The following is a 23,921-nucleotide window of genomic DNA, read 5'->3' as shown; positions in this document are numbered from 1 at the left end:
TCGCGTCCTCCCCCTCCGTCTGGCAAGAGCCAGCCACCTCCCCCTGGCGGGGGAGGATCGTTGCGTTTGCTTAGTCTTCGACCAGTTTCATGAACCGCCGCTCGACTGGCGCCAGCACCGGCCCCAGCTCATGCCCGCGCTTCACCACCGCGCCGCCCTCGCCGATCAGCGCCCACATCCCCTGCTTGTTGCGCAGTGCCGGGCGCTTCTCGATCCGGAATTCAGGCCGTTCGGCAGCACGGCGGAAGGCGGCGAAGACCGCCGCGTCCTTGCCGAGGTCGATCGCGTAGTCGCGCCAGTGGCCCGCCGCGACCATCCGGCCGTAAAGATCCAGGATCCGGTTCAGTTCGAGGCGTTCGAAGCCGACCTGCGTCGCCTTGGACGGTGTGGGAAAAGGTACGACGCCCATCAGTTACTCACCATCATGCGCGGTCGCGGCGGTCCTCTGAATGCTCGTCGGCGAGCAGCGCGTCGAGCCGCTTGCGCATCGTCTCCAGCTCGCAGCGCATGATCTCCATCTTCTGCGTGGCGGGATCGAACATCTCGCTGCACGGCGTACCGTAGGGCACGAAGCGCGGCACCTCGGGTGCGTTGCCGCCCTCGATCGTCGTCGCGCGGGCCGGAATGCCGACCACCGTCGTGCCCGCCGGGACGTCGCGCGTGACGACTGCGTTGGCGCCGACCCGCGAGCGCTTGCCGAGCGTGATTGGACCCAGCACCTGCGCGCCCGAGCCGATGATCGCGCCGTCGGAGATGGTCGGGTGGCGCTTGCCCTGCACGCCGTTGTCGGGGCTGGTGCCGCCGAGCGTGACGCACTGGTAGATCGTGACGTCGTCGCCGATCTCCGCGGTCTCGCCGATCACGACGAAGCCGTGGTCGATAAAGAAATTACGACCGATCGTCGCGCCCGGGTGGATGTCTATCGCGGTCGTGAACCGAGACCAGTGATTTACGCAGCGCGCCAGGAAATAGAGCTTAGCCTTGTACAGGCGGTGCGCGATGCGGTGATAGCCGAGCGCCCAGACGCCGGGGTACAGCATGATTTCGGCGCGCGAATGCGGGGCGGGATCGCGGGCGCGGATCGAATCCAGATAGGCCAGTAATCCGCTCGACATCCGCAGTCCCCTTCGCGATTTCCGTATCTAGGGTATCGAACGACCGATTTCCAGAACCGCACGCAAGGGCTGCTTCAACGCATCGGGATCGGGGTAAAGCCTATCTTTGTTGTGGGATAAGCCCGCGCGTTGCACTCTGCGCGCGATATTGAGGGGATGCCGATGTTCGACCTGACGACCTTGAGCTTCGAGACGCTGTTGCCGTTCATCCTGGTCGGGTTCGCCGCGCAGATCGTCGATGGCGCGCTGGGGATGGCGTTCGGGGTGATTTCGAACACGTTGCTGCTGTGGGTCGGCGTGCCACCGGCCGCGGCGTCGGCGGGCGTGCATACCGTCGAGACCTTCACCACCGCGGTGTCGGGGATCAGCCATGTGCTGCACAAGAACGTCAACTGGACGCTGTTCCTGCGGCTGATGATCCCGGGCGTGATCGGCGGCGTGCTGGGCGCGTACGTGCTGTCGAACATCGATGCGAGCACGGCGAAACCGTTCATCCTCGCGTATCTGACGTCGATCGGCGTGTACCTGCTGTACCGCGGGCTTCGCTATCCGCCGAAGCAGAAGGAGCCGAAGATCGTCGAGCCGCTCGGGCTGGTCGGCGGGTTCCTCGACGCGGCGGGCGGTGGCGGCTGGGGGCCGGTGGTGACGTCGAACCTGCTGGTCCAGGGGGCATCGCCGCGCACCACGATCGGGACGGTGAATACCGCCGAGTTCTTCCTGACCGCGACGATCTCGGCGACGTTCATCACGCAGCTGGGCTGGGCGGCGTTCACGCAGGCGACAGTGGGGCTGTTGATCGGCGGGGTGCTGGCGGCACCGTTCGGCGCGATGCTGGCTAAGCGCGTGCCAGCGAAGACGCTGATGGTGCTGGTCGGCGTGATCCTGACGATCACGAGTTTGTTCGGACTCTACCGCGCGATCTGGCACTGACCGAACTCCCCTCCCGCTTGCGGGAGGGGTCGGGGGAGGGCGTGCCAAATACGACGCCGTACTTGAGGCCAGCCCCTCCCCTAACCCCTCCCACAAGTGGGATGGGAACAGAAGGTCACAGCGTGGCGTGGACGGTCGCAACCGCGGCCATCACCGCGCCGATCCGGACCGACGTCTGGATCGCTTCCGCAGTAACGCCGGCCTTCTTCAAAATCTGCTCATGGCTGTCGATGCACATGCCGCAGCCGTTCATCGCCGACACGGCTAGGCTGAACAGCTCGAAATCGACCTTGTCGATGCCGGGCTGGCCGATCACGTTCATGCGCAGCTTGGCGGGCATGTTGCGGTATTCCTGGTTCCCGGCGAGGTGCGTGAACCGGTAATAGACGTTGTTCATCGCCATCACCGCAGCCGCCGCACGCGCTGCGTTTGCGGCCTCGGGCGAGAGCTTCGGCGCGCATTCGGCCTCGGCGGCTTCGACCAGCGGCTTGTAGCCCGAGCCGTGTGCGCAGGTGAGCAGCAGGCCGTATTTGCGCTGATCGGTGAGATGCGTCTCGTTCAGCAGCGAGCCGACGTTGAGACGGATGTCCTTGGCGTAGTCGGGCAGTTGCCCTGCGAATTCCTTGAGCGACATGATCTTCTTCCTCCCCTCCCGCCTGCGGGAGGGGATTGAGGGGTGGGCCCGCGCTCACCATGAACGGATGCGTTCGGGGAGCGCGCGGGCCCACCCCCTGCCCCCTCCCGCAAGCGGGAAGGGGAAAGAAGATTACTTACGCAGCGAGCTGGAGGACGTCGTCGCCCTTGTTCCAGTTGCACGGGCAGAGCTCGTCGGTCTGTAGCGCGTCGAGCACGCGGAGCGTCTCGGCGGGGTTGCGGCCTACGTTCAGGCCGTTGACCTGGACCGCCTGGATGACGTTGTCCGGATCGATGATGAAGGTCGCACGGAATGCGACATGCTCGTTCTTGTCGACGATACCCAGCGCGTCGGCGAGCTTGGCGCCGTTATCCGCGAGCCACGGGAAGTCCGCGGCGGCAAGGTCCGCATCCGACTTGCGCCAGGCGAGGTGAACGTGCGCGGTATCGGTCGACGCGCCGATCAGCACCGCGTCGCGGTCCTCGAAATCGCCGCGGATGTCGCTGTAGCCGACGATCTCGGTCGGGCACACGAACGTGAAGTCCTTCGGCCAGTAGAACAGCACCTTCCACTTGCCGGGATATGCCGTCGTCAGGTCGAGCGTCTCGCCGGCGGGCAGCGCTGCGGTGCCCTGCTGGACGGGAATGGTCATCGATGGGAACTGGTCGCCGATGGTCAACATGATGGAAGCCTCCTGGAAATAAACTTGGCTCCAGGCATCCTCAAGCGCGGCGGTTGGCCCGCTCGGTCGTTGTGCAATGCGGTATAGGGGCTGGTGTAATCGATCCAACGCTCTATTTATCATCTGATGATCGATAGAGGCGATTAATGGCTGCGACCTACCTACCCACGTTGAAACAGTTACAGTATCTTGTTGCGCTGAAGGACCACGGCCATTTCGGACGCGCCGCTGAGGCGTGTTTCGTCACGCAATCGACGCTGTCGGCGGGCCTGCGCGAGCTCGAAACGCTGATCGGCGTGGTGCTGGTCGAGCGCACCCGGCGAGTCGTGCGGTTCACCCCGCTGGGCGACGGGATCGCCGACAAGGCGCGGCGCGTGCTGCGCGAGGCGGAGGAACTGGGCGACATGGCGCGCGCCGCCGGCCAGCCGCTGTCGGGCGACATGCGGATGAGCGTCATCCCGACGATCGCGCCGTTCATGCTGCCGAGGATCCTGCCACGGCTGCGGAAGGACTATCCGGACTTAAAGCTTTTCCTCCGCGAGGAGCCGAGCGGTCCGGCATGCGAGGGGTTGCACAACGGCCGCACCGATTGCGTGCTGCTGGCCCTCCCCTATGCGTGCGGCGAGGTGACGTCGGAGACCTTGTTCGAGGATCGGCTGTTCGTCGCTTATCCATCTGGCGAAGAGCCGACCGCGCTTCCCGCGATCCCGGCGTCGGCGATCGACGAGACCCGGTTGTTGCTGCTTGAGGACGGGCATTGCCTGAAGGATCATGCGCTCGGCGCGTGCAACCGGCCGGAATTGCGCGCGGAGGCGACGATGCTGGGGACGTCGCTGCACACGATCGTGCAGATGGTCGATAACGGGCTCGGCATCACGATGCTGCCGGAAATGGCGCTGAAGGCGGGGATCCTCGACAACACCAATATCACCGCGAGGCCGCTCGACGAGAAGAATGCGGTGCGGCGGATCGCGCTCGTCTGGCGCCGCGCCAGTCCGCGCGAGAAGGACTTCCGGTTGATGGCAAAGGCACTGGCGGACGTTCAGTAAGGTCGCATTTCTGCCCCCATCCCTGAAAGGGAGGGGTTGGGGGTGGGTCGCCAGCTTGTGTTGCTGACGGTCCAAGATGCGCAAGCCGACCCACCCCCCGCCCCTCCCTTTCAGGGATGGGAGACCGTTGCGAACTGGGCGCGCTCGGTCTTCACCCCATCCCGAGATCGACACGCTTGCGCAACCAACTCGGCCTTCGATCGTATGTTTCCCAGTTCCCGCTGGAGATCGAACGATGTCGAAGACGCTTCCACTGCTGCTGATGACCAGCGCGCTGGCACTCGCCGCGTGCAGCGGCAAATCCAAGGACGACGTGGCCAGCGCCTCGACGACGCCCGCCAATCCTGCACTGGCGGTACCGAACGGGCCGCCCGCAGTCGCCAATCCGACCGTCGGCGGTGTGCCGATGATGGCGACGCGGACGATCGTCGACAACGCATCGGCCGCACCAAACCTGTCAACCCTCGTTGCCGCGGTAAAGGCCGCGGACTTGGTCGGCACGCTGTCCGGCCCCGGCCCCTTCACCGTATTCGCCCCGACCAACGATGCGTTCGGACGGCTCGCGCCGGGCATGGTCGACACGTTGCTGAAGCCCGAGAACAAGGCCTCGCTGACCAAGGTGCTGACGTATCACGTCGTGCCGGGCGTCATCACTGCCGACGATCTGCGCCAGCGCATCGCCGCCGGTGGCGGTACCGCGACGTTGACCACGGTCGAGGGCGACCCGATCACCGCGACGATGGTGGGCGCAGTCATCGCGTTGACCGACGTCAACGGTAACAAGAGTTACGTCGAGACCGCAGATGTCCGCCAGTCGAACGGCGTCGTTCACGTCGTCAATGGCGTGATCGTCCCTAAACTGAGTTAAATACGGTTTAGACAGGCTCGGTTCATCGTATCGATGCTACGGCCTGTCGGTGGAATAGTTGAGATCGCCGCCTCTATCCCCAAATTCCATTGTTCGAGTTTCATTCGTCCCAATCACAATCTCTGGAGTTGCAGATGACTGTTAAGACCCACCTTATGATTGCTGCGGCAACGAGCCTGTTTATTGCCACCGGCGCGACTGCCCAGACGGCAGCGCCAACCGCGCCGCGGACTGCTGCACCGACCGCACCGCAGACGGCGATGCCAGCGACGCCGTCCACTCCGGCGGCACCCGGCACCGCGGTTGCTACGCAACAGCCCGGCGCGCCTGTCGCGCCGACTGCGGCGGCAACGACAACGATCGCCGCTGCACTGCCGACGCTGCCGAACCGCGCGACGCTGGCAAAGCTGGTGACCGCCGCGAAGTTGCAGACGACGCTCGCAGGCCCTGGCCCGTACACGCTGTTCGCACCGAGCGACGAAGCCTTCACGCGCCTGCCCGCCGGTGCGCTCGACACGCTGCTGAAGCCTGAGTCGGCCCCAACGCTGGCGACGATCATCAAGTATCACGTCGTTGCCGGTGCACTGACCGCGGACCAGTTGAAGGCGCAGATTACGGCCGGTGGCGGCAAGGCGACGTTGACGACGCTGGCAGGCCAGCCGTTGATCGCAGGACTCGGGCCGAACGGAAACATCGAGTTGACCGACACGGCCGGTATCAAGTCGTACGTCGATACGGCTGACATCAAGGAAACGAACGGCGTCGTTCATCTCACGAACGGCATGAGCGTTCCGAAGCTCGGCTGATGCGACTGCGGGCCGCGATCTCGAATGGGTTTGCGGCCCGTTTCTTGTTTCCCCTCGAAGGCGGCGACCCAGTCTGGGCTCCCGCCCTCGCGGGAGAACAAGCTCTAGTTTAACCCTTCGACATATCCCAGCGTGCCGCGGCCGCGTGGTCGCCATCACGTGCTTCGACCCAGCTCGCTTCGACCCCACGCGTTTCACGCTTCCAGAACGGCGCGTCGGTCTTCAACCGATCGATCAGATACGCGCAGGCCTCCAGCGCCGCGCCGCGATGCGCCGCTGTTGCCGCGACGAACACGATCCGCTCCCCCGGATGCATCGGTCCGACGCGGTGCACGATGATCGCCGCACTCAGCGACCAACGCTCGATCGCACCCTCCGCAACCTTGAGCAACGCCGCCTCGGTCGCACCAGGATAATGTTCGAGCTCGAGCGTCCCCACACCGTCGTCAGCACGCACCAGCCCAGTGAACGTCGCCACCGCACCCGCCCCTGCCGCTTCCGCGCGCGTCATCTCCGCGGCGATATCGATCGGCGACTGCTGGACCGAGATATGGATCATCCGCCGGTCACCGGTGGGAAGATCGCGATCTCCTGCGCGCGACCGATCGGCGTATCGAGCGGTACGAAATCCTGATCGACCGCAGCACGTAACCGCGAACGGTTCTCGAACGCTTCGGCGTGTCCGGAACTCGTTTCCGCCAGCCAGTCGACCAGATCCGCCACCGTCACGACGGTCGCCGGCGGTTCGACCGACTCCTCGCCGGTGCCGACGCGCTCGCGCACCCAGGCGAAATACACCATCCGTATCGTCATTTTCAGTCCATGTGCTTCAGGCCGACTCGGAGATAATCCCACCCAGTCAGCAACGTAAGGACGGCCGCGCCCCACAGCGCGACGATGCCGACGGTGTGCACCCAGACCATCTCGGGCACGGAACCGCCAAGGATGATCCCGCCGAGCGATACGAGCTGCAGCGTCGTCTTCCACTTGGCGAGCTGCGATACCGGCACCGAAACCTGCACCTGCGCCAGGAACTCGCGCAGGCCCGACACGGCAATCTCACGTAACAGGATGACCAGCGCCGCGATAACGTGGATGCCGGCGATATCGCGCGTGCCGACCAGGATCAGGATCACCGCGGCGACCATGATCTTGTCCGCGATCGGATCGAGGAAAATTCCCAATCGCGACACCGCGCCGCTCGACCGCGCGAGATATCCGTCGAAATAATCGGTGATGCCCATCAGGCAGTACAGCACGAAGGCGATGCCGTACCCCGCCTCCCAGTCGGGCCACCACAGGAACCAGACCAGCAGGGGCACCGCGACGATCCGCGACAATGTCAGGAGGTTAGGCAAGCTCAGCACCCACCACCCCTATACCGGTCGGTCGCAGGGCGAAACCGGTTTAACGTTGGCGTGCGGATGACGCTCGGCTAAGGGTTCGACACATTACCGCAACGATCAGGGCTATTTCCCGTCATGCTCAATGCCCTCGGGTTGCTGAAGCAACGTCGCTTCCTGCCCCTGTTCACCACGCAGTTTCTCGGCGCGTTCAACGATAATTTGTTCAAGACCTCGATGGTCCTGTTCGCGACCTATGCCGTCTTCAACGATCCGAAGATGGAGGCCAATTTCAACGCGCTGGCGACGGGACTCGGCATCCTGCCGTTCTTCCTGCTGTCCGCGCTCGCCGGGCAATTGGCGGACAGCGAAGACAAGGCGCGGATCATCCGGATCGTGAAGACCGTCGAGATCGGCATCATGCTGCTCGGCGCGACCGGCCTGATGGTCGCACGCGCAGGACATCCGTCGCTGGGGATCGGGCTGATGCTCGGCGCGGTGCTGTGCCTCGGCGTGCACTCGACGTTCTTCGGGCCGATCAAATACGCGATCCTGCCACAGCATCTGAAACCGTGCGACGTACTCGGCGGCACGGGCCTCGTGGAAGCCGGGACGTATCTCGCGATCCTGCTCGGCACGGTGACGGCAGGCTGGATCCCGATCGAGGGCGCTGCCGCCAGCGTCTTGATCGTCGCGGTGATCGGCTGGTTCTCCGGCCGCCAGGTGCCCCCTGCACCGCGCGAAGGCCCGCCGCTCAAGCTCGACTATAACCCGTTCACCGCGTCATGGCGATTGATCAGCGCGACGCTCCACATCCCACGCCTCTTCCTCGCAATCGTCGCTATCAGCTTCTTCTGGACGATCGGCGCGGTGCTGATCATCGTCTTTCCGCCGCTGGTGAAGAACGTGCTTACCGCCGACGAGCGAGTCGCGAGCTTCGTGATCGCGGTGTTCTCGGTCGGAGTCGCGATCGGTTCCGTCGTGATCAACTCGATGCTGCGCGGGCGGATTTCTGCGAAGTTCTCGCCCGCGTCGGTGATCGCGATGGGCGGCTTCGTCGTGCTGTTCTCGTTCCTCGCGCGGAACTGGACGCCCGCGGCTCCGGGACATTATTACGACTGGGCGGGGTTCATCCATCAGCCGGGTGCGATCCCCGTGCTGGCGACGCTGTTGGCGATCGCGATCACCGGCGGGATGTTCGTCGTGCCGCTCTATGCGTTCCTGACGACCACCGTCGAGAAGGACCAGACCGCGCGCACCGTGGCGGCGAACAACGTCGTCAACTCGGGCGCGATGACGATCGGCTCGATCTTGGTGATCGGCATCACTGCGATGGGCGTGACGCCCGAGGACATGCTGTTCCTCGTGGCGGCGATGTGCTTGGTCTCGGCGTGGCTCGCGCAAAAGCTGCACCGGGCCTGCGACGACGACGCGATCGGCTGTTTGCCGACACTTCGAGGTTAAGTATCCTTCCCCGCTAAGGGGAGGATTACGCTGGGCTCTCTCAGAAAATGAAGCTGTAGAAGCACGTAAAGAACGCGGCGAAGCTGAGCAGGAAAAGCTTCACGTCCTGATCGTCGTTCCTAGCGCTCGCGATGACAGGTGGCGGCAGCGAACGGCGCAGCGGGTGGCGGGCGGCTTCGTTGGTGAGGACTAGGCGTCTGGTCATGATAGAAACGTTAACGTCGCGTTTACCAATTCGACCAGTGACAAAGGTGGTTAAGGTGGCGGCGTCCGGCAATGGGACAGAAATGGACCCGCGGCGACGGTCCGGAAACTCTCCGCTGCGCCGCTATCCTTGCGTAAAAACCGGGTATAAGCTCCCGACTTTCCCCGCGATTCTGCGGGTGCAAGGACCCGGACCATCGAGCAGATCGGCGCACTTCCCTATGTGATCGACGAAGCCGGGCATGCGCGCGTGATGCTGATCACCTCGCGCGATACCGGCCGCTGGGTAATCCCCAAGGGCAATCCGATCGTCGGGCTCGCCAGCCACGAGGCCGCCGCGCAGGAGGCGTACGAAGAAGCCGGCATCCGCGGCATCCCCTGCCCGTCTCCGGTCGGACAGTTCGCGTACCGCAAACGCCGTCGCACGGGCCGCTACCGCGACATGATCGTCACCGTGTTTCCGCTCGCATTCGTCGAGCAGGTGGAGGACTGGCCCGAGCGTCATCAACGCGACACGCGCTGGTTTACGCTTGATCGCGCGGCGGAGGCTGTCAATGAGCCCGGCCTGAAGGCGCTGATCGCTGCTTTCCGTGAGCCGCCGATCCCGGCGTCGCTCGCGCAACGTATCTTACCCGTCGTGCGCACGAGTGCGAAAAGGAGAATTCCGATGCTGGGCTGGTTCCAGTCGCTGATGCCGAAGCAGGGACGGTTCTTCGAACTGTTCGACGCGCATGCCGCGACCCTGGTCGCCGGTGCCGATGCGCTCGCACGGCTGCTCCACGGCGAAGGCTCGATCGAGGGTCAGATCGCCGAGATCGTCAAGCGCGAGCACGAGGCCGACGATATCACGCGGGAGGTGTTGCAGGACGTCCGCCGTGTGTTCGTGACCCCGTTCGACCGCAGCGCGATCACCGACCTGATCGGCGTGATGGACGACGCGATCGACCAGATGAACGGCACGGCCAACGCGATCGCGCTGTACGAGGTCACCGAATTCTCGCCGCAGATGCGCGACATGGCCGGCATCATCGTGGAGGCGGCTCGGATCACCGCGGAGGCGATCCCGCTGCTGCGGTCGCTCGGCACCAACGCAGGCCGGTTGCACGATCTGACCGCACGGCTGATCCAGATCGAGGGTCATGCCGACGACATCCACGACACGGGCCTGCGCGCGCTGTTCCAGGCGTCGAAGATCAGTGCGGACCCGATGACGTTCATCATCAACCGCGAGATCTACAGCAGCCTGGAAAAGATCGTCGACCGCTTCGAGGACGTCGCGAACGAGATCCAGGGGCTGGTCATCGACCATGCTTGATGTGTCGCTTGAGTCCGCGTCCTCTCGCACAGCTCCCCCCCGGCGAAGGCCGGGGCCTAATTGGGGGACGGCAATAACGAAGGGCGGCGTTCCGTTGCTGCAACCTTTCCAATTGGACCCCGGCCTTCGCCGGGGGGGTGAAGCGGTAGCGGATAGGGCGGCAACCGCATGATCCTCTCCCTCCCGCTTCTCATCGGCCTCATCGGCATAGCGCTGCTGTTCGACTTCCTGAACGGCCTCCACGACGCGGCGAACTCGATCGCCACCGTCGTCTCCACGCGCGTGCTGAAGCCCCAATACGCCGTCCTCTGGGCCGCGTTCTTCAACTTCATCGCGTTCGCCGTCTTCGGTCTCCACGTCGCGCAGACCGTCGGCACCGGCATCGTTCAGGCGCACGTCATCGACGCGCAGGTGATCTTCGCCGCGCTGATGGGCGCGATCGCGTGGAACGTCATCACCTGGGTGCTCGGCATCCCATCGAGCAGCAGCCACGCGCTGATCGGCGGGCTCCTGGGGGCCGGCATCGCCAAGGTCGGCTTCGGCGCGATCGTCTGGAAAGGCGTCATCGCCACCGTCCTCGCGATCTTCGCCTCGCCCGCGATCGGCCTGATGCTCGCGCTCGTTCTCGTGCTGATCGTCGCGTGGACGAGCCTGAAGCTCACCCCGCTCGGCGTCGACAAGCGCTTCCGCAAACTCCAGTTGATCTCCGCCGCGCTCTATTCGCTCGGCCACGGCGGCAACGACGCGCAGAAGACGATGGGGATCATCGCCGTCTTGCTGTATTCGCAAGGCATGCTCGGAGGCGAATTCCACGTGCCGCTCTGGGTCGTGCTGTCCTGCCAAGCGGCAATGGCACTCGGCACGCTGTCCGGCGGCTGGCGGATCGTCCACACGATGGGCTCGAAGATCACGCGCCTTACCCCCGCACAAGGCTTCTGCGCGGAGACCGGCGGCGCGATCACGCTGTTCGCCGCGACGTTCTGGGGCATTCCCGTATCGTCGACTCACACCATCACCGGCTCGATCGTCGGCGTCGGCGCGGCTCGCCGCCTTTCCGCGGTCCGCTGGAACGTCGCCAGCAACATCGTCGTGGCCTGGACGCTGACGCTTCCCGCCGCGGGGCTGATCGGCGCCGGGACGTACTGGCTCGTCGGACTGTTCGTTTAAGCCGGAAATAGTTGAGGCTGGTCCGCCGCCGCTCCGTCATAATATCGGAGCGGCGGCGTTCTTGCTCGTCCGTACGCCGCTCCACCCGAAACGGAGAGCGGCGTATCGGCCGGTCGGCCTACTTGATCCCGCCGCCCTGCAACGGTGCGACCGCATCCTTGCCGAACTTCATGATCAGCTCCCCGATCTCGCGCGCCTGGCTCATGCTCCGCTGGCTCTGCTCGCGCAGATAATCGCCCTGGATCTTCATCACCTGGGTCAGGTCGCTGGCGCTCGCCGCTTCGCGCATCGCCGCGAAGGCCTCGCGCGCATTCTGCTCGGCCTGGTCGATCATCGCCTTGCCGATCGTCGCGCCACCCTCGGCGATCTTGCCGCCGGACTCCTTCATCGCCTCGCCTGCACGCCGCGCCGGATCGACGACCTTCTCCGAGAACGCATCGCGCGCCTTCCCGGCATTCTCGCGCATCGTGTCCGCGGCGCCCTTGGCCGCGTCCGCCGCGCGATCGGTCGCCGCCTTGCTCGCATTCGCACCGTCATCGACTGCCTGCTTGAAGTCGTCCGCCACCATCTCTCTCCTGTGTTGCACTATCGGTCGTGGTTTCAACCGGCATGCCCGGCTTTGGTTGCAGCCGCTCGGGTCAGCGGATCGTCGTGATCGACACGGACAGTTCGGCCGTCTTCGCCCCCGATAGCTGCAAGGCATAGCGCCCTGCCGGCAACGCGAAGTCGACCATCTTCTTGACCGGCGAGCAGACCGGTCCAGGCGCGTGCGCAGTCGACGTCAGCACCGTGCCCGACTGGACGACATCGATCCACGCCGCTCCGCCGAGCGCCACGCGGTATGTCCCCGCCTTCGCGACGTCGAACCGGACGACGCCGGAAAACGTGTCAGCTGCGGGTGCCTTCGTCGGCGTGACCTCGAACGAAACCCCTGCCGACGGCTTCAACGCCAGCCGACCCACCGAGCCGACCGGAAGCACCCCACCCGGCGCGACCGAAGCCGGCTTGCTCCATCCCGCGAACTCGGCTGCGAGGGTAGCCGGGCACGGCGGAGCAGCCGCCTGCTGCGCAGCGACCCTATCCGCGGAAACAAACATCACAGTCGCCACCAACGCCCAGCCTGCCATCGTCGTCCGCATATCCGCCTCCGTTATCGGAACCATGATGCGCGCATTGTGGGGCGTTGCCTACCGTCGAAAGCGCCAGGGCAGCCGGCGCAACGACGTCGATCGGCCTTCTCCAGCTTGCACGCACGCGCATTACTCACGATAGGTCGCGCGGCTTTTACGGGGAACGTCCATGCGCATCACGATGATCGGTTCTGGCTATGTCGGCCTGGTGTCCGGCGCCTGTTTTTCGGATTTCGGGCACGACGTGATCTGCGTCGACAAGGACCAGGCGAAGATCGACGCGCTGCACGCCGGCCGCATGCCGATCTTCGAGCCCGGTCTCGATCAGCTCGTCGCATCCAATGTCGCCGCGGGGCGGCTGACCTTCACCACCGATCTCGCCAGCGCGGTCGCGGACGCCGATGCGATCTTCATCGCGGTCGGTACGCCATCGCGGCGCGGTGATGGCCATGCCGACCTCAGCTACGTGTTCGCCGCAACCGAGGAGATCGCTGCCGCCGTCACGGGCCCGACCGTGGTCGTGACCAAGTCGACCGTCCCCGTCGGTACCGGCGACCGAGTCGAGGCAATCCTGCGCGAGAAGCGTCCCGACATCGACGTCGCTGTCGTCTCGAACCCCGAATTCCTCCGCGAAGGCGCCGCGATCGGCGACTTCAAGCGCCCCGACCGCATCGTCATCGGCACCGAGGACGAGCGCGCCAAGCAGGTCATGCGCGACGTCTATCGCCCGCTCTACCTCAACGAATCGCCGATCCTGTTCGTCGGTCGCCGCACCTCGGAGCTAATCAAATACGCGGCGAACGCGTTCCTCGCGACCAAGATCACCTTCATCAACGAGATCGCAGACCTGTGCGAAGCGGTCGGCGCGGACGTGCAGGACGTGTCGCGCGGGATCGGGCTCGACAACCGGATCGGCAAGAAATTCCTCCACGCCGGGCCGGGCTATGGCGGCTCGTGCTTCCCCAAGGACACGCTGGCGCTGCTCAAGACCGCTGAGGATTACGACACGCCGGTCCACATCGTCGAAGCCGTCGTGAAGGTGAACGACAGCCGCAAGCGCGCAATGGGCCGGAAAGTCCTGCACGCACTCGGCGACAATCCGCGCGGCAAGACGGTCGCGCTGCTCGGCCTCACGTTCAAGCCTAACACCGACGACATGCGCGACGCTCCGAGTCTGGCGATCGCGACCGCACTCGCCGACGCCGGCGTAACGGTCCGCACGCACGATCCCGAAGGCATGGCGCCGGCGAAGGCGATGATGCCCGACCTCGTCTATTGCGCGGACGCCTATGACGCAGCCGAGGGTGCCGACGCGGTCGTGATCGTGACCGAATGGGATGCGTATCGCGCGCTCGATCTCGCGCGGTTGAAGCGCGTGATGGCCGGGCCGGTGATGGTCGACCTGCGCAACGTCTATCAGCGCGCCGACGTCGAACAGGCCGGGTTCGCCTACACCGCCGTCGGTCGGTGAGCGTCCCCGGCAACATATTCCAGTCACTGGACCTTTTGCGCGCTCTCACTATATACCGAACGGTATGAATAGGCTTTGCACGCTCACCGCCCCCAAGGGCCGCCCCCGCGAGTTCGATCTCGACGAAGCGCTGGCGGGTGCGTTGCGCGTGTTCTGGCGCAACGGGTACGAGGGTGCATCGATGGCGGAACTGACCGCCGAGATGAAGATCACCAAGCCCAGCCTGTACGCCGCGTTCGGTAACAAGGAGGCGCTGTTCCACAAGGCGCTCGACCTCTACGAGCGCGAGAAGCTCGCCTATATGACGTCAGCGCTCGACGCGCCGACCGCGCGTGCCGTAGCGGAAAACCTGCTCCGCGGTGCGCTTCAGATGCAGATGAGCACCTGCGACCCCAAGGGGTGCCTGAGCGTCATCAGCAGCGTCGCGTGCAGTGCCGAAGCCGAGCCGATCAAGGCCGAAGTCGCCAAGCGCCGCGCGTCGTCCGAAGCCGCGCTTATGAAGCGGTTCGACGAGGCCAAGGCGGCGGGCGAGTTCCCCGAAGGTCTCGAGTCGCACGCGCTGATGCGCTACCTCTTCGCGATCATGCAGGGGCTGTCGATCCAGGCCGGTTCGGGTGCTAGCTGCACCGAACTCCAGCAGCTCGTCGAGACGAGCATGCTCATGTGGCCAACCAAATAGACACGGTTTCTACCGCGCGGCGGAAAAAATACCGGCCGGTACAAAAGTCTTGTTGACTAGATGAACGTCAGGTTTATATACCGACTGGTATCGAAGCTCTCTCCTAATTCGGATGGGGCAGCCGGGGACACCAACCCATGACCACGGTTCAAACCTAAGACGGCTTCGGCCTGATTTTCGAAAATTCCAAGCGGACAAGCGCGGCACGGTGATGTGCCGGCAACGACCGCGCGCGCCCTGCGACCAGCTGACGTCGGTGGACCGTACACCGACGAAGGCCAGCGCTTGCCCAAGATCAAAAGGGGGACAATCCCATGGCTTATCTCGACCTCGACAACATGTTCGCTTCGCCCGTCACCAGCCGCACGCAGGCCGTGGCAGCCCCTGCCCCGACCGGCTTTTCCGCGCTGGAATGGAGCGTCATCGCCCTCGCCAAGCGCGACACGTTGCGCAGCCTGTCCGGCCCGAGCCGCATGTCGCGCGCGATGGGCAGCCTGTTCGGCCTGAGCACCGCGTCGCGGCTCGCCGACCCCCGGCTGGAAGCGCTGCGGCGGATGGCGGTGTACGCTTGGCGTCGCGGTTTCGCGCTGCCGATGGCCGAGATCCAGGGCTTCCTCGCCGCCGGCTTTGCCGAGGCACAGATCGAAACGCTCGTCGAGAGCGTGACCGGCATGCGCGTCGGCATCCAGCAGAAGCGGAGCATCGCAGCGTGAATCAACTTACCACGATCACGGCCGCGAACGACGCCGACGTCGTCGCGTCGCCCCCCGCGGACCGTCACCGACGGCCGGCTTGGCAGCGCGGCGCGATGGTGCTCGTCCCGATCGCGCTGCTCGGTGCGGTCGGCGTGAAGCTGTTCGACCATCCCGACGCGGCGATGGCGGCACCCCCGCCGGCGTCCGTTACGGTCGCCTCGCCGCTCGTCCGGCAGGTCAGCGAGTGGGACGATTATGTCGGCCGGTTCGCGCCGAGCCGCACCGTCGAGATCCGTCCGCGCGTCGCGGGCGAAGTCACCGGCATCCACTTCCGCGACGGCGAGATCGTCAGCAAGGGGCAGTTGCTCTTCACGATCGACTCCCGCCCATTTGCCGCCGCTCTGGCCGAGGCGCACGCCAACGTTGCCAGCGCACGCAGCGCCTTGTCACTAGCCCGTACCGACCTCGGTCGCGCACAACGACTGGTTGCCGATGAAGCGGTCTCGGCAGGCGAAGTCGACGCCCTTCGCGGTCGGCTCGAAGCAGCGCAGGCCGCACTCGCTGCGGCGCAGGCTCGCGAACGCGCTCGCGCCTTGGACGTCGGCTTCACGCAGGTGCGCGCACCGATCGGCGGTCGCATCTCCGATCGCCGCGTCGATGCGGGCAACCAGGTTGCGGGCGGCGAACGCACCGGCGGCACGGTTCTGACGACGATCAACGCGCTCGACCCGATCTACTTCACGTTCGACGGCTCCGAGGCGCTGTACCTCAAGACGCAGCGCGCACGGCAGCCCGGCGCGACACCGGCGGCGGTCGAGATCCAGTTGCAGGACGAGACCGAGCATCGCTGGAAGGGCAAGCTCGACTTCACCGACAACGGGCTCGACCAGCGCTCGGGCACGATCCGTGGCCGCGCGGTGCTTGCCAACCCGGGGTATTTCCTGACGCCGGGCATGTTCGGCAACATGCGCCTCGCGAGTGCGGGAACGCGGCAGGCTCTGCTGGTGCCCGACGATGCGGTGCAGACCGATCAAGCGCGCAAGGTTCTGTTGACGATCGATGCGAAGAACGTCGTGAGCCAGAAGCCGGTCGAACTCGGCCCGGTGGTCGATGGGTTGCGGATCGTGCGCTCGGGGATCGGGCCGAACGACCGGATCATCATCCAGGGTACGCAGATGGCGATGCCCGGTGCCACGGTTGCGCCGAAGGTCGGCCGGATCATGGTTGCCTCGGGTACGAGTGCGCCGGCGTCGGTCCAGCCCATCTCGGGTGAAGCCACGCTCGCGAAGTAAGCGTCGTTACCCGACCAATTCCGTCATCCTGACGAACGTCAGGACCCAGAGTTCGAGACGTCCCGCTGAGTAACCCTGGGTCCTGACTTTCGTCAGGATGACGGGGCGGGCGCGGACGGATCGCCCCTCTACCGAGGAAATTCCCATGCGCTTCTCGCGCTTCTTCATCACCCGGCCGATCTTCGCGGGCGTGATCGCGGTGATCATCACGATCGTCGGCGCGATCGCCTACATGACGCTGCCGGTGTCGCAATATCCCGACATCGTCCCCCCCACCGTCACCGTCAGCGCGACCTATCCCGGCGCCTCCGCCGAGACGGTCGCCGAAACCGTCGCCGCGCCGATCGAGCAGGAGATCAACGGCGTCGACAACATGCTGTACCAGTCGTCGCAATCGACCGGGGACGGCAAGGTTACGATCACCGTCACCTTCAAGATCGGCACCAATCTCGACGCCGCGCAGGTGCTCGTCCAGAACCGCGTCGCCGTCGCCGTCCCGCGCCTGCCCGAAGACGTCCAGCGTCTCGGCGTGGTGACGCGCAAGACGTCGCCGGACTTCCTGATGGTCGTGAACCTCGTCTCGCCCGACAACTCGCTCGATCGCGGCTATATCTCCAACTACGCGCTGACACAGGTCCGCGATCGCCTCAGCCGCATCGACGGTGTCGGCGACGTGCAGCTGTTCGGCGCACGCGATTATTCGATGCGCATCTGGATCGATCCCGGCCGCGCCGCCGCGCTCGACCTCACCGCCGGCGAAATCGTCGCCGCTCTGCGCGCGCAGAACGTCCAGGTCGCCGCGGGCACGCTCGGCCAGCCGCCGTACGACAAGGGCAACAGCGCGTTCCAGCTCAACGTCGAGACGCAGGGCCGCCTGACCGATCCCAAGCAGTTCGCCGACGTCGTCATCCGCACCGATACGCAAGGCCGCCAGGTCCGCGTTTCCGACGTTGCCCGCGTCGAACTCGGCGCGCAGGATTATGGCGCCAACACCTATCTCAGCGGCAAGCCCACGGTCATCGCCGCGGTCTTCCAGCGGCCCGGCTCGAACGCGCTCGGCGCGGCACAGGCCGTCACCGCCGAGATGGAGAGCATGTCGAAGCGCTTCCCCAAGGGCCTCGAATACAAGGTCATCTACAACCCGACCGAGTTCATCGCGCAGTCGATCGACGCGGTGAAGCACACGCTCTTCGAGGCGATGGTCCTCGTCGTGCTCGTCATCCTCGTCTTCCTGCAGAAGTGGCGCGCGGCGATCATCCCGATCGTGGCGATCCCGGTCTCGCTGATCGGCACCTTCGCGGTGCTCGCCGCGGCCGGGTACAGCCTCAACAACCTCTCGTTGTTCGGCCTCGTCCTTGCGATTGGCATCGTCGTCGATGACGCGATCGTCGTGGTCGAGAATGTCGAGCGCAACCTCGAACACGGGCTCTCCCCCTTGGAGGCGGCGCGCACGTCGATGGACGAAGTGTCGGGCGCGCTCGTCGCGATCGTCCTCGTGCTCTGCGCGGTGTTCATCCCGACGGTGTTCCTCACCGGGCTCTCGGGCGCGTTCTATCGCCAGTTCGCGGTGACGATCTCGACCGCAACGATCATCTCGCTGCTGATCTCGCTGACGCTGTCGCCAGCGCTCGCCGCGATGCTCCTCAAGCCGACCGCCCCCGCCGATTCCGGCAACCGCCTGACTCGCACCGTGCGCCGCGCCGGCGATGCCTTCAACCGCGGGTTCGAGCGGATGAGCGAGAGCTATGCCCGCCTCACCGCGCGCCTCGTCACCGCGCCGCGCCGGATGATGATCGCCTATGCCGCGCTGATCGCGGTCACCGTCGGGGTGTTCACGATCACCCCGTCGGGCTTCGTCCCCGCGCAGGACCAAGGCTACTTCCTGACCGTCATCCAGCTTCCGCCCGGCTCGTCGGTCGAGCGCACCGACGCGGTCATGCAGAAGGTCGCGAAACGCATCCTGCCGCTCGCTGGCGTCAAGGGCGCGGTCATGCTCGCGGGCTTCGACGGCCCGTCGCAGACGCTCGCCCCCAACTCGGCCGCCGCGTACATCCCGCTGAAGAGCTTCGAGGAACGCAAGAAACTCGGCGTCACCCTCGCCAGCATCATGGCGGAGTCGCAAAAGGCGACCGGCGACATCACCGAAGCGCGTCTGCTGATCGTCCCGCCACCGCTGATCCAGGGCATCGGCTCGGCCGGCGGCTATCGCCTGATGGTGCAGGACCAGGGCGGCCACGGTTACGCCGACCTCGGCAAGACGAGCTACGCGCTGATCGGCCAAGCGAACCAGACCAAGGGTCTCGCCCAGATCTACACGTTCTTCGACACCGCCACCCCGCGCATCTTCGCGGACGTCGACCGCGCCAAGGCCAACCTCTTGGGCGTTCCACCGGAGCGCGTGTTCGAGGCGTTGCAGGTCTATCTCGGCTCGGCGTTCGTCAACGACTTCAACCTACTGGGCCGCACGTACCGCGTCACAGCCCAGGCCGATGCGCCGTTCCGCAACACCACCGCGGACATCGCCAACCTGAAGACGCGCTCCAACTCGGGCCAGATGGTCCCGGTCGGCTCGGTCTCGACGTTCAAGGACAAGACCGGCCCGTATCGCGTGGTCCGCTACAACCTCTTCCCCGCGGTCGAGGTCGATGGCGACACCGCCAAGGGCTATTCCTCCGGCCAGTCGCTGGTCGCGATGGAGAAGCTCGCCGATGCGTCGCTGCCCGCCGGCTACGCGCATGAATGGACCGGCATCGCCTATCAGCAGAAAGCCGCCGGCAGCACCGCCGCGCTCGTCTTCGGCATGGCGGTGGTGTTCGTCTTCCTCGTGCTCGCCGCGCAATACGAGAGCCTGACGTTGCCGCTCGCGATCATCCTGATCGTGCCGATGTGTCTGCTCGCCGCAATGACCGGCGTGAACCTGCGGGGCATGGACAACAACGTCCTCACGCAGATCGGCTTGGTCGTGCTGATTGCGCTCGCCGCGAAGAACGCGATCCTCGTGGTCGAGTTCGCCAAGCAGGCCGAGGAACAGGACGGCCTCACCCCGGTCGAGGCCGCAGTGCGCGCGGCGAAGGACCGGTTGCGGCCGATCCTGATGACGAGCTTCGCGTTCATCCTGGGCGCAGTGCCGCTGGTGATCGCGACCGGTGCCGGTGCGGAACTCCGCCAGGCGCTCGGGACCGCGGTGTTCTTCGGGATGATCGGCGTGACCGGGTTCGGCCTGCTCTTCACCCCCACCTTCTATGTCGTCGCACGGGCGCTGGCGCTGCGGTTCGAACGCGGCAAGCCAGCCCCAGAGACCAACGGTCCCGCCACGACCCTTCAGCCAGCCGAATAGGACCAGCATCATGAAGTCCGCCCTCCTCGCGAGCCTCTCGGCGCTGACGCTCGCCGCCTGCGCCGCCGGCCCCGACTATGTCGCACCGATCACCCCACCCAAGGCAGCGGCGTCGTTCGTCACTGCGAATGCTGCCACCGTCACGACCGCGCCCGACAACGACTGGTGGCGTATGTACCGCGACCCGGTCCTCGACGGCCTCGTCGCGGACGCGCTAACAGCCAACACCGACCTCCGCGTCGCCGTCGCCCGCCTCGACAGCGCCCGCGCGTCGTTGCGCGGTGCGAAGACCGACCGCGAGCCGCAGGTAAACGCGGGCGCGAGCGGCAATTACGCGCGCACCTCGCAACTCCAGAACCTGCCCGGTCTCGACCGTGAGCGCGCAACCTACGACGTAGGCCTGGACGTCAGCTACGAGGTCGATCTCGCCGGCCGAGTCCGCCGCAACGTCGAAGCAGCCCGCGGTGACGTCGGCGCCGCGCAGGCCGATGCGGACGCCGTCCGCGTCTCGATCGTCGCGGCAACAACCCGCGCCTATGTCGATGCAGCCTCGTCCGCCGAACGTCTCGCGGTCGCGCGGCGGATCGTCGACCTGCTCGACAAGTCGAACACACTGACCGGCAAGCGCGTCGACGCCGGTCGTGCAGCCCGCCTCGACCAGGTCCGGATCGCCGCCCTGCGCGACCAGCGCGCCGCCAACATCCCACAAATCGAAGCCGAGCGTCAGGCCGCACTCTTCCGCCTCGCCACGCTAACCGGCCGCACCCCGCAGGACCTGCCCGCAACCGCCGGCGCGCGTACCACCACGCCGCGCCTGGACCAGCCGATCCCGATCGGCGACGGCGCGGCGCTGCTCGCCCGCCGCCCCGACGTCCACGCCACCGAACGCCGGCTTGCGGCAGCGACGGCGCGGATCGGCGTGCAGACCTCGCAACTCTATCCGCAGATCTCGCTCGGTGGGTCGATCGGCTCGACCGCGCTCAGCGTTGGCGACATCTTCACCGGCGGCCCGATCCGCTGGCTGCTCGGGCCCCTGCTGAACTGGTCACTCAACCAGTCGGCGGCCCGCGCGCGCATCGCCGGCGCCGAGGCGGACTCGCGCGGCGCGCTCGCCAATTTCGACGGCAGCGTCCTCACCGCACTTGAGGAAACCGAGACCGCGCTGTCGAACTACGCCCGCGAACTCGATCGCCGCACGCAGTTGCAGTCCGCGCACGACAACGCCGCCACCGCCGCGCGCATCACCCGCGCACGCCAGCGCGAAGGCCAGATCGACTTCCTCGATGTCCTCGACGCCGAGCGGACATTGGCGGACACCGACACCGACCTCGCCGCCGCCGACTCGCGGATCGCGGGGGCGCAAGTCGACCTGTTCCGTGCGCTCGGTGGTGGCTGGCAGGCGCCGAACCGACCCGCTGCGTGACGAATTCCACCCAATGGGCGGTGCCTCGATGATCATTAGCCTGTAAAGGAGAACTAACCTGAGTTAAAAATTCAACGGTGGACGGAATGCAGCATGGCCGGTGACATTGAGCACACGGATCCGAACGTAGCAGCTTGGCGTGCGCAGGTTATGTATCACGAGGATCGGGCCGCGCAGGAACGAGTGCTTGCCGTTTCCGCGCGAACGGAGGCGGCGTACGCCGCTCATCTCGCGCTCAGCGAGCGACATCTGCACCTAGCTGCCACAGCCGAGCTGGTCGCCGACATGCCTGATGCCGAAGCGCCGCACAGTTCGTCGCTAGAGCAAACCGGCGTGCTGATCCGCCGAAGCTACGGCGAAATCGGATAGTGGCCCATCCAACCGGGTGATGTCAGGCGATGTCGGCCTTGCCGAGGTTGATCTTGTCGTAGAGCGCTAGCAACGCGGTCACTTCCTCGACCACGGTCTCCTGCTCCGCCCGCCAGCGCGCGGTGGCGTCGTGCGACGGGATACCATCCTGCCCGTCATGCAGGGTAAACCCTTGGTCTATCAGCCAGATCGCGTCGCTCGCCCGCGAACGCTGTCGTCGCAGGTGATAGACCCATTGCTCGATTATCCCCGAAGGTACCAGTCTATCCAGATCGCCCATGACGCCGCGGTAGGGCAACGCCGACGCCAATACCAGCCTTCCGAAATTTCGGCGAAACATCCACGTCTTGCTGCGGTTACTGGCGTTAACCCTGTCGAGAAATTCTGCCGCAACATAGCCGGCGCAACACGGTGATCATGGACTTCCTGCCGCACCCTTCCGTGATCGAACGCCGCATGGATGATCAGTCCGTACTGGCGATGCGTGCGCCAACCCCGATCATCGCGCAGATGCATGAGGAACTGGCGCTGCTGTACCGCGAACAACTGATTGCCCTGCTGGAACGGTAATCCGAATTGGATGCGACGACGGGCCGACCGCGGCTAGGAACCGTTACATGACTCTTCCCGACACCCGCCCCGATCTTGAAACCACACGATCGCTCTGGATCGGCACCTATGCCGGCGGTGGCGGCGCGGGCGTCTATCCGCTCAGTAGAACTGGCGTGCTTGGCGCTCCATATCCGAACGCACGCAACGCATCGTTCGGCACCTATTCATCGCGGTTCGATGTTCATTACCTGGTCGACGAGCAGGACGACGGCGCGCTCGGCGTCCATCGTCGCACCGCCTCGGGCTGGGTCCGGCTGGCGCACGTCCCGGTCGGTGGCGCAGCACCGTGCCATGTCGCGCTGGATCGCACGCAATCCGTCATCGCGGTCGCGAACTACGCGAGCGGCAGCGTCTCGGTGTTCTGGCTCGATCCGCAGAGCGGGCTGCCGGTCGGCCAGCCGGTGGTGCACCCCAATAGCGGCAGCGGGCCAAACCCCGAACGCCAGCAATCACCGCATGCGCACTGGGTCGGCTTCGGCCTCGACAACCGGTTCTTGTATGTCGCGGATCTCGGCACCGATGAAGTGCTCGCCTTCGCATTCGACGCGGAACGGGCAACGTTTGGAGAGCCGTGTACTGCGCTCAAGGCCGTGCCTGGATCAGGACCGCGCCACCTGTTTTTCCACGAGCAGCACCCGCAATCGGCGTATCTTATCTGCGAACTCGACAGCACGCTTCTCGCGCTCGACGTTCAGGGTAGCGATCTGAAGCCCCGCATGTCACTATCGACCCTCCCCGCAGGCTGGCAGAGCGCGAACATCGTCGCGCACATCGGTGCCAACGCCGCGGGCGACCGGCTGTACGTCTCCAACCGCGGCCATGACAGCATCGCGGTCTTCGCGTTGAACGAAGACCGCGATCCCACACTCCTCCAGCATGTCGCCAGCGGAGGCGCATCGCCGCGCTTCTTCATGGTGTTGGAAGAGGAAAACCGAATGATCGTCGTCCACGAACGCAATCAGCGCGTGACGATGCTCGATATCCTGCCGGACGGGACGCTCGCCTCGACCGACTTCGCGGTGCACGTCCCCGGCGCCGCGTATGCCTTCGTCGCCTAGCTGACGCTGGCGATCAGCAGCGTCAGTTCGGTACGGACCGGGTTGTCGTCGATGCGGATGGGCTTCACCGCACGGCGCTTGACGGGATAGGACGCGCGCACTGCGTCGCACAGATCCTTGACCGAGACGCGCACGCACGCCCCTTCGTCGCAGACCAGGCGCGGCGTGCTGATCGATTGGATGCAGGTCGTCGGCGTACCGGCCCAGGCTGGCGCCGCGCTCGACAAAAGGCATGCGGCTGCGATCCGCAAAACGGTGTTCTTGGTCATCATGGTAGC

The 23,921-nt window shown here is 65.6% G+C and carries 28 protein-coding genes; 16 read left to right on the top strand and 12 right to left on the bottom strand.

Annotated elements, in window-relative coordinates:
• Positions 1-70: 70 nt before the first annotated feature.
• Complete coding sequence (locus AC1ME3_RS12500; RefSeq protein WP_056057761.1) at positions 71-409, bottom strand: DUF2794 domain-containing protein; 339 nt, start codon at positions 407-409, stop codon at positions 71-73.
• Between the two features lie 13 nt (positions 410-422).
• The gene (epsC, locus tag AC1ME3_RS12495) at positions 423-1,115 is read right to left on the bottom strand and encodes a serine O-acetyltransferase EpsC (protein WP_480953404.1); all 693 of its coding nucleotides are present in this window, start codon (positions 1,113-1,115) and stop codon (positions 423-425) included.
• Between the two features lie 162 nt (positions 1,116-1,277).
• On the opposite strand from epsC, the gene AC1ME3_RS12490 reads away from it, so the two are divergent.
• Entirely contained in the window at positions 1,278-2,045 is a 768-nt protein-coding gene (locus AC1ME3_RS12490; RefSeq protein WP_056052944.1) for a sulfite exporter TauE/SafE family protein, read from the top strand.
• Between the two features lie 115 nt (positions 2,046-2,160).
• Here the strand turns inward: AC1ME3_RS12490 and ahpD are convergent, their stop codons facing one another.
• Complete coding sequence (gene ahpD, locus AC1ME3_RS12485) at positions 2,161-2,679, bottom strand: alkylhydroperoxidase, AhpD family (protein WP_056051403.1); 519 nt, start codon at positions 2,677-2,679, stop codon at positions 2,161-2,163.
• A 136-nt stretch (positions 2,680-2,815) separates the two neighbouring features.
• Positions 2,816-3,361 carry a peroxiredoxin gene (locus AC1ME3_RS12480; RefSeq protein ID WP_055879693.1) on the bottom strand — a complete coding sequence of 182 codons (546 nt, stop codon included), beginning with the start codon at positions 3,359-3,361 and terminating at the stop codon, positions 2,816-2,818.
• A gap of 146 nt (positions 3,362-3,507) precedes the next feature.
• Here AC1ME3_RS12480 and AC1ME3_RS12475 point away from each other — a divergent pair, with 146 nt between their 5' ends.
• The 3 genes from AC1ME3_RS12475 to AC1ME3_RS12465 all read left to right on the top strand — a co-directional run bounded on the left by AC1ME3_RS12475 (position 3,508) and on the right by AC1ME3_RS12465 (position 6,084).
• Positions 3,508-4,410: a hydrogen peroxide-inducible genes activator gene (locus tag AC1ME3_RS12475; RefSeq protein WP_056057748.1), complete on the top strand. Its 903-nt coding sequence runs from the start codon at positions 3,508-3,510 to the stop codon at positions 4,408-4,410.
• Positions 4,411-4,645: 235 nt separating this feature from the next.
• Positions 4,646-5,278, top strand: a complete 633-nt coding sequence (locus AC1ME3_RS12470; RefSeq protein WP_167397686.1) for a fasciclin domain-containing protein — start codon at positions 4,646-4,648, stop codon at positions 5,276-5,278.
• 134 nt (positions 5,279-5,412) lie between these two features.
• Positions 5,413-6,084, top strand: coding sequence for a fasciclin domain-containing protein (locus tag AC1ME3_RS12465; protein ID WP_480953403.1), 672 nt, complete (start codon positions 5,413-5,415; stop codon positions 6,082-6,084).
• Between the two features lie 109 nt (positions 6,085-6,193).
• On the opposite strand, the gene AC1ME3_RS12460 is transcribed toward AC1ME3_RS12465, so the two are convergent.
• Genes AC1ME3_RS12460 through pgsA form a run of 3 tightly spaced genes read right to left on the bottom strand, consistent with a single transcriptional unit; the run spans position 6,194 to position 7,451 of the window.
• A complete protein-coding gene (locus tag AC1ME3_RS12460) occupies positions 6,194-6,643 on the bottom strand; it encodes a molybdenum cofactor biosynthesis protein MoaE (protein WP_480953402.1) in 450 nt (149 codons plus the stop codon).
• The gene (gene moaD, locus AC1ME3_RS12455) at positions 6,640-6,897 is read right to left on the bottom strand and encodes a molybdopterin converting factor subunit 1 (RefSeq protein WP_480953401.1); all 258 of its coding nucleotides are present in this window, start codon (positions 6,895-6,897) and stop codon (positions 6,640-6,642) included. The genes AC1ME3_RS12460 and moaD overlap by 4 nt, the downstream gene beginning before the upstream one ends.
• A 2-nt stretch (positions 6,898-6,899) precedes the next feature.
• Positions 6,900-7,451, bottom strand: coding sequence for a CDP-diacylglycerol--glycerol-3-phosphate 3-phosphatidyltransferase (gene pgsA, locus AC1ME3_RS12450; protein WP_056489286.1), 552 nt, complete (start codon positions 7,449-7,451; stop codon positions 6,900-6,902).
• A gap of 114 nt (positions 7,452-7,565) precedes the next feature.
• On the opposite strand from pgsA, the gene AC1ME3_RS12445 reads away from it, so the two are divergent.
• Positions 7,566-8,891 carry an MFS transporter gene (locus AC1ME3_RS12445; RefSeq protein ID WP_133019367.1) on the top strand — a complete coding sequence of 442 codons (1,326 nt, stop codon included), beginning with the start codon at positions 7,566-7,568 and terminating at the stop codon, positions 8,889-8,891.
• A gap of 40 nt (positions 8,892-8,931) precedes the next feature.
• Here the strand turns inward: AC1ME3_RS12445 and AC1ME3_RS12440 are convergent, their stop codons facing one another.
• On the bottom strand, positions 8,932-9,096 hold the full coding sequence (locus AC1ME3_RS12440; protein WP_165895438.1) for a hypothetical protein: 165 nt from the start codon (positions 9,094-9,096) through the stop codon (positions 8,932-8,934).
• 195 nt (positions 9,097-9,291) lie between these two features.
• On the opposite strand from AC1ME3_RS12440, the gene AC1ME3_RS12435 reads away from it, so the two are divergent.
• Positions 9,292-10,410 carry a DUF47 family protein gene (locus AC1ME3_RS12435; RefSeq protein WP_056057730.1) on the top strand — a complete coding sequence of 373 codons (1,119 nt, stop codon included), beginning with the start codon at positions 9,292-9,294 and terminating at the stop codon, positions 10,408-10,410.
• Between the two features lie 168 nt (positions 10,411-10,578).
• Positions 10,579-11,577, top strand: a complete 999-nt coding sequence (locus AC1ME3_RS12430) for an inorganic phosphate transporter (protein WP_480953400.1) — start codon at positions 10,579-10,581, stop codon at positions 11,575-11,577.
• Positions 11,578-11,695: 118 nt separating this feature from the next.
• Here the strand turns inward: AC1ME3_RS12430 and AC1ME3_RS12425 are convergent, their stop codons facing one another.
• Together AC1ME3_RS12425 and AC1ME3_RS12420 are read right to left on the bottom strand one after the other, a co-directional pair.
• Complete coding sequence (locus AC1ME3_RS12425) at positions 11,696-12,145, bottom strand: phasin family protein (protein ID WP_480953399.1); 450 nt, start codon at positions 12,143-12,145, stop codon at positions 11,696-11,698.
• 70 nt (positions 12,146-12,215) lie between these two features.
• Positions 12,216-12,740, bottom strand: coding sequence for a hypothetical protein (locus tag AC1ME3_RS12420; protein ID WP_480953398.1), 525 nt, complete (start codon positions 12,738-12,740; stop codon positions 12,216-12,218).
• 136 nt (positions 12,741-12,876) lie between these two features.
• On the opposite strand from AC1ME3_RS12420, the gene AC1ME3_RS12415 reads away from it, so the two are divergent.
• From AC1ME3_RS12415 to AC1ME3_RS12385, 7 genes are all read left to right on the top strand, one after another.
• Positions 12,877-14,178: a UDP-glucose dehydrogenase family protein gene (locus AC1ME3_RS12415; RefSeq protein WP_480953397.1), complete on the top strand. Its 1,302-nt coding sequence runs from the start codon at positions 12,877-12,879 to the stop codon at positions 14,176-14,178.
• Between the two features lie 64 nt (positions 14,179-14,242).
• Positions 14,243-14,857 (top strand): TetR/AcrR family transcriptional regulator, encoded by a 615-nt coding sequence (locus AC1ME3_RS12410; RefSeq protein WP_056057716.1) that lies wholly within the window; start codon positions 14,243-14,245, stop codon positions 14,855-14,857.
• A 314-nt stretch (positions 14,858-15,171) separates the two neighbouring features.
• Positions 15,172-15,570, top strand: a complete 399-nt coding sequence (locus AC1ME3_RS12405; protein ID WP_093400325.1) for a hypothetical protein — start codon at positions 15,172-15,174, stop codon at positions 15,568-15,570.
• Positions 15,567-16,844 carry an efflux RND transporter periplasmic adaptor subunit gene (locus AC1ME3_RS12400; RefSeq protein ID WP_480953396.1) on the top strand — a complete coding sequence of 426 codons (1,278 nt, stop codon included), beginning with the start codon at positions 15,567-15,569 and terminating at the stop codon, positions 16,842-16,844. Before AC1ME3_RS12405 ends, AC1ME3_RS12400 begins: the two co-directional genes overlap by 4 nt.
• A 145-nt stretch (positions 16,845-16,989) precedes the next feature.
• Positions 16,990-20,181, top strand: a complete 3,192-nt coding sequence (locus AC1ME3_RS12395; protein ID WP_480953395.1) for an efflux RND transporter permease subunit — start codon at positions 16,990-16,992, stop codon at positions 20,179-20,181.
• 10 nt (positions 20,182-20,191) lie between these two features.
• Positions 20,192-21,604 carry an efflux transporter outer membrane subunit gene (locus tag AC1ME3_RS12390; protein ID WP_480953394.1) on the top strand — a complete coding sequence of 471 codons (1,413 nt, stop codon included), beginning with the start codon at positions 20,192-20,194 and terminating at the stop codon, positions 21,602-21,604.
• 93 nt (positions 21,605-21,697) lie between these two features.
• Positions 21,698-21,973 (top strand): hypothetical protein, encoded by a 276-nt coding sequence (locus AC1ME3_RS12385; protein ID WP_480953393.1) that lies wholly within the window; start codon positions 21,698-21,700, stop codon positions 21,971-21,973.
• A 22-nt stretch (positions 21,974-21,995) separates the two neighbouring features.
• Here the strand turns inward: AC1ME3_RS12385 and AC1ME3_RS12380 are convergent, their stop codons facing one another.
• Positions 21,996-22,313: a hypothetical protein gene (locus AC1ME3_RS12380; protein WP_480953392.1), complete on the bottom strand. Its 318-nt coding sequence runs from the start codon at positions 22,311-22,313 to the stop codon at positions 21,996-21,998.
• Positions 22,314-22,390: 77 nt separating this feature from the next.
• Here AC1ME3_RS12380 and AC1ME3_RS12375 point away from each other — a divergent pair, with 77 nt between their 5' ends.
• A complete protein-coding gene (locus AC1ME3_RS12375) occupies positions 22,391-22,543 on the top strand; it encodes a hypothetical protein (RefSeq protein WP_480953391.1) in 153 nt (50 codons plus the stop codon).
• Between the two features lie 47 nt (positions 22,544-22,590).
• The gene (locus AC1ME3_RS12370; protein ID WP_480953390.1) at positions 22,591-23,643 is read left to right on the top strand and encodes a lactonase family protein; all 1,053 of its coding nucleotides are present in this window, start codon (positions 22,591-22,593) and stop codon (positions 23,641-23,643) included.
• Here the strand turns inward: AC1ME3_RS12370 and AC1ME3_RS12365 are convergent.
• Positions 23,640-23,915, bottom strand: coding sequence for a hypothetical protein (locus tag AC1ME3_RS12365; protein WP_107953852.1), 276 nt, complete (start codon positions 23,913-23,915; stop codon positions 23,640-23,642). The two genes, AC1ME3_RS12370 and AC1ME3_RS12365, sit on opposite strands and share 4 nt — an antisense overlap.
• Positions 23,916-23,921: the final 6 nt, after the last annotated feature.

The sequence above is a fragment of the Sphingomonas sp. BL2 genome (genome assembly GCF_056680015.1).
Note: the sequence above shows the minus strand (reverse complement) of the source record. Positions and strands in the feature narration are given on the sequence as shown.

Bases quoted from the DNA above. Each gene is read 5' to 3' on its own strand.
- AC1ME3_RS12465 (WP_480953403.1), top strand. From the start codon at position 5,413: ATGACTGTTAAGACCCACCTTATGATTGCTGCGGCAACGAGCCTGTTT.
- AC1ME3_RS12480 (WP_055879693.1), bottom strand. From the start codon at position 3,361: ATGTTGACCATCGGCGACCAGTTCCCATCGATGACCATTCCCGTCCAG.
- AC1ME3_RS12410 (WP_056057716.1), top strand. From the start codon at position 14,243: ATGAATAGGCTTTGCACGCTCACCGCCCCCAAGGGCCGCCCCCGCGAG.
- AC1ME3_RS12430 (WP_480953400.1), top strand. From the start codon at position 10,579: ATGATCCTCTCCCTCCCGCTTCTCATCGGCCTCATCGGCATAGCGCTG.
- AC1ME3_RS12365 (WP_107953852.1), bottom strand. From the start codon at position 23,915: ATGATGACCAAGAACACCGTTTTGCGGATCGCAGCCGCATGCCTTTTG.
- AC1ME3_RS12375 (WP_480953391.1), top strand. From the start codon at position 22,391: ATGGACTTCCTGCCGCACCCTTCCGTGATCGAACGCCGCATGGATGAT.
- AC1ME3_RS12445 (WP_133019367.1), top strand. From the start codon at position 7,566: ATGCTCAATGCCCTCGGGTTGCTGAAGCAACGTCGCTTCCTGCCCCTG.
- AC1ME3_RS12370 (WP_480953390.1), top strand. From the start codon at position 22,591: ATGACTCTTCCCGACACCCGCCCCGATCTTGAAACCACACGATCGCTC.
- AC1ME3_RS12470 (WP_167397686.1), top strand. From the start codon at position 4,646: ATGTCGAAGACGCTTCCACTGCTGCTGATGACCAGCGCGCTGGCACTC.
- AC1ME3_RS12425 (WP_480953399.1), bottom strand. From the start codon at position 12,145: ATGGTGGCGGACGACTTCAAGCAGGCAGTCGATGACGGTGCGAATGCG.
- AC1ME3_RS12415 (WP_480953397.1), top strand. From the start codon at position 12,877: ATGCGCATCACGATGATCGGTTCTGGCTATGTCGGCCTGGTGTCCGGC.
- AC1ME3_RS12500 (WP_056057761.1), bottom strand. From the start codon at position 409: ATGGGCGTCGTACCTTTTCCCACACCGTCCAAGGCGACGCAGGTCGGC.
- AC1ME3_RS12460 (WP_480953402.1), bottom strand. From the start codon at position 6,643: ATGATCCATATCTCGGTCCAGCAGTCGCCGATCGATATCGCCGCGGAG.
- AC1ME3_RS12420 (WP_480953398.1), bottom strand. From the start codon at position 12,740: ATGGTTCCGATAACGGAGGCGGATATGCGGACGACGATGGCAGGCTGG.
- AC1ME3_RS12390 (WP_480953394.1), top strand. From the start codon at position 20,192: ATGAAGTCCGCCCTCCTCGCGAGCCTCTCGGCGCTGACGCTCGCCGCC.
- moaD (WP_480953401.1), bottom strand. From the start codon at position 6,897: ATGACGATACGGATGGTGTATTTCGCCTGGGTGCGCGAGCGCGTCGGC.
- AC1ME3_RS12440 (WP_165895438.1), bottom strand. From the start codon at position 9,096: ATGACCAGACGCCTAGTCCTCACCAACGAAGCCGCCCGCCACCCGCTG.
- AC1ME3_RS12380 (WP_480953392.1), bottom strand. From the start codon at position 22,313: ATGTTTCGCCGAAATTTCGGAAGGCTGGTATTGGCGTCGGCGTTGCCC.
- AC1ME3_RS12475 (WP_056057748.1), top strand. From the start codon at position 3,508: ATGGCTGCGACCTACCTACCCACGTTGAAACAGTTACAGTATCTTGTT.
- AC1ME3_RS12405 (WP_093400325.1), top strand. From the start codon at position 15,172: ATGGCTTATCTCGACCTCGACAACATGTTCGCTTCGCCCGTCACCAGC.
- epsC (WP_480953404.1), bottom strand. From the start codon at position 1,115: ATGTCGAGCGGATTACTGGCCTATCTGGATTCGATCCGCGCCCGCGAT.
- ahpD (WP_056051403.1), bottom strand. From the start codon at position 2,679: ATGTCGCTCAAGGAATTCGCAGGGCAACTGCCCGACTACGCCAAGGAC.
- AC1ME3_RS12395 (WP_480953395.1), top strand. From the start codon at position 16,990: ATGCGCTTCTCGCGCTTCTTCATCACCCGGCCGATCTTCGCGGGCGTG.
- AC1ME3_RS12385 (WP_480953393.1), top strand. From the start codon at position 21,698: ATGGCCGGTGACATTGAGCACACGGATCCGAACGTAGCAGCTTGGCGT.
- AC1ME3_RS12490 (WP_056052944.1), top strand. From the start codon at position 1,278: ATGTTCGACCTGACGACCTTGAGCTTCGAGACGCTGTTGCCGTTCATC.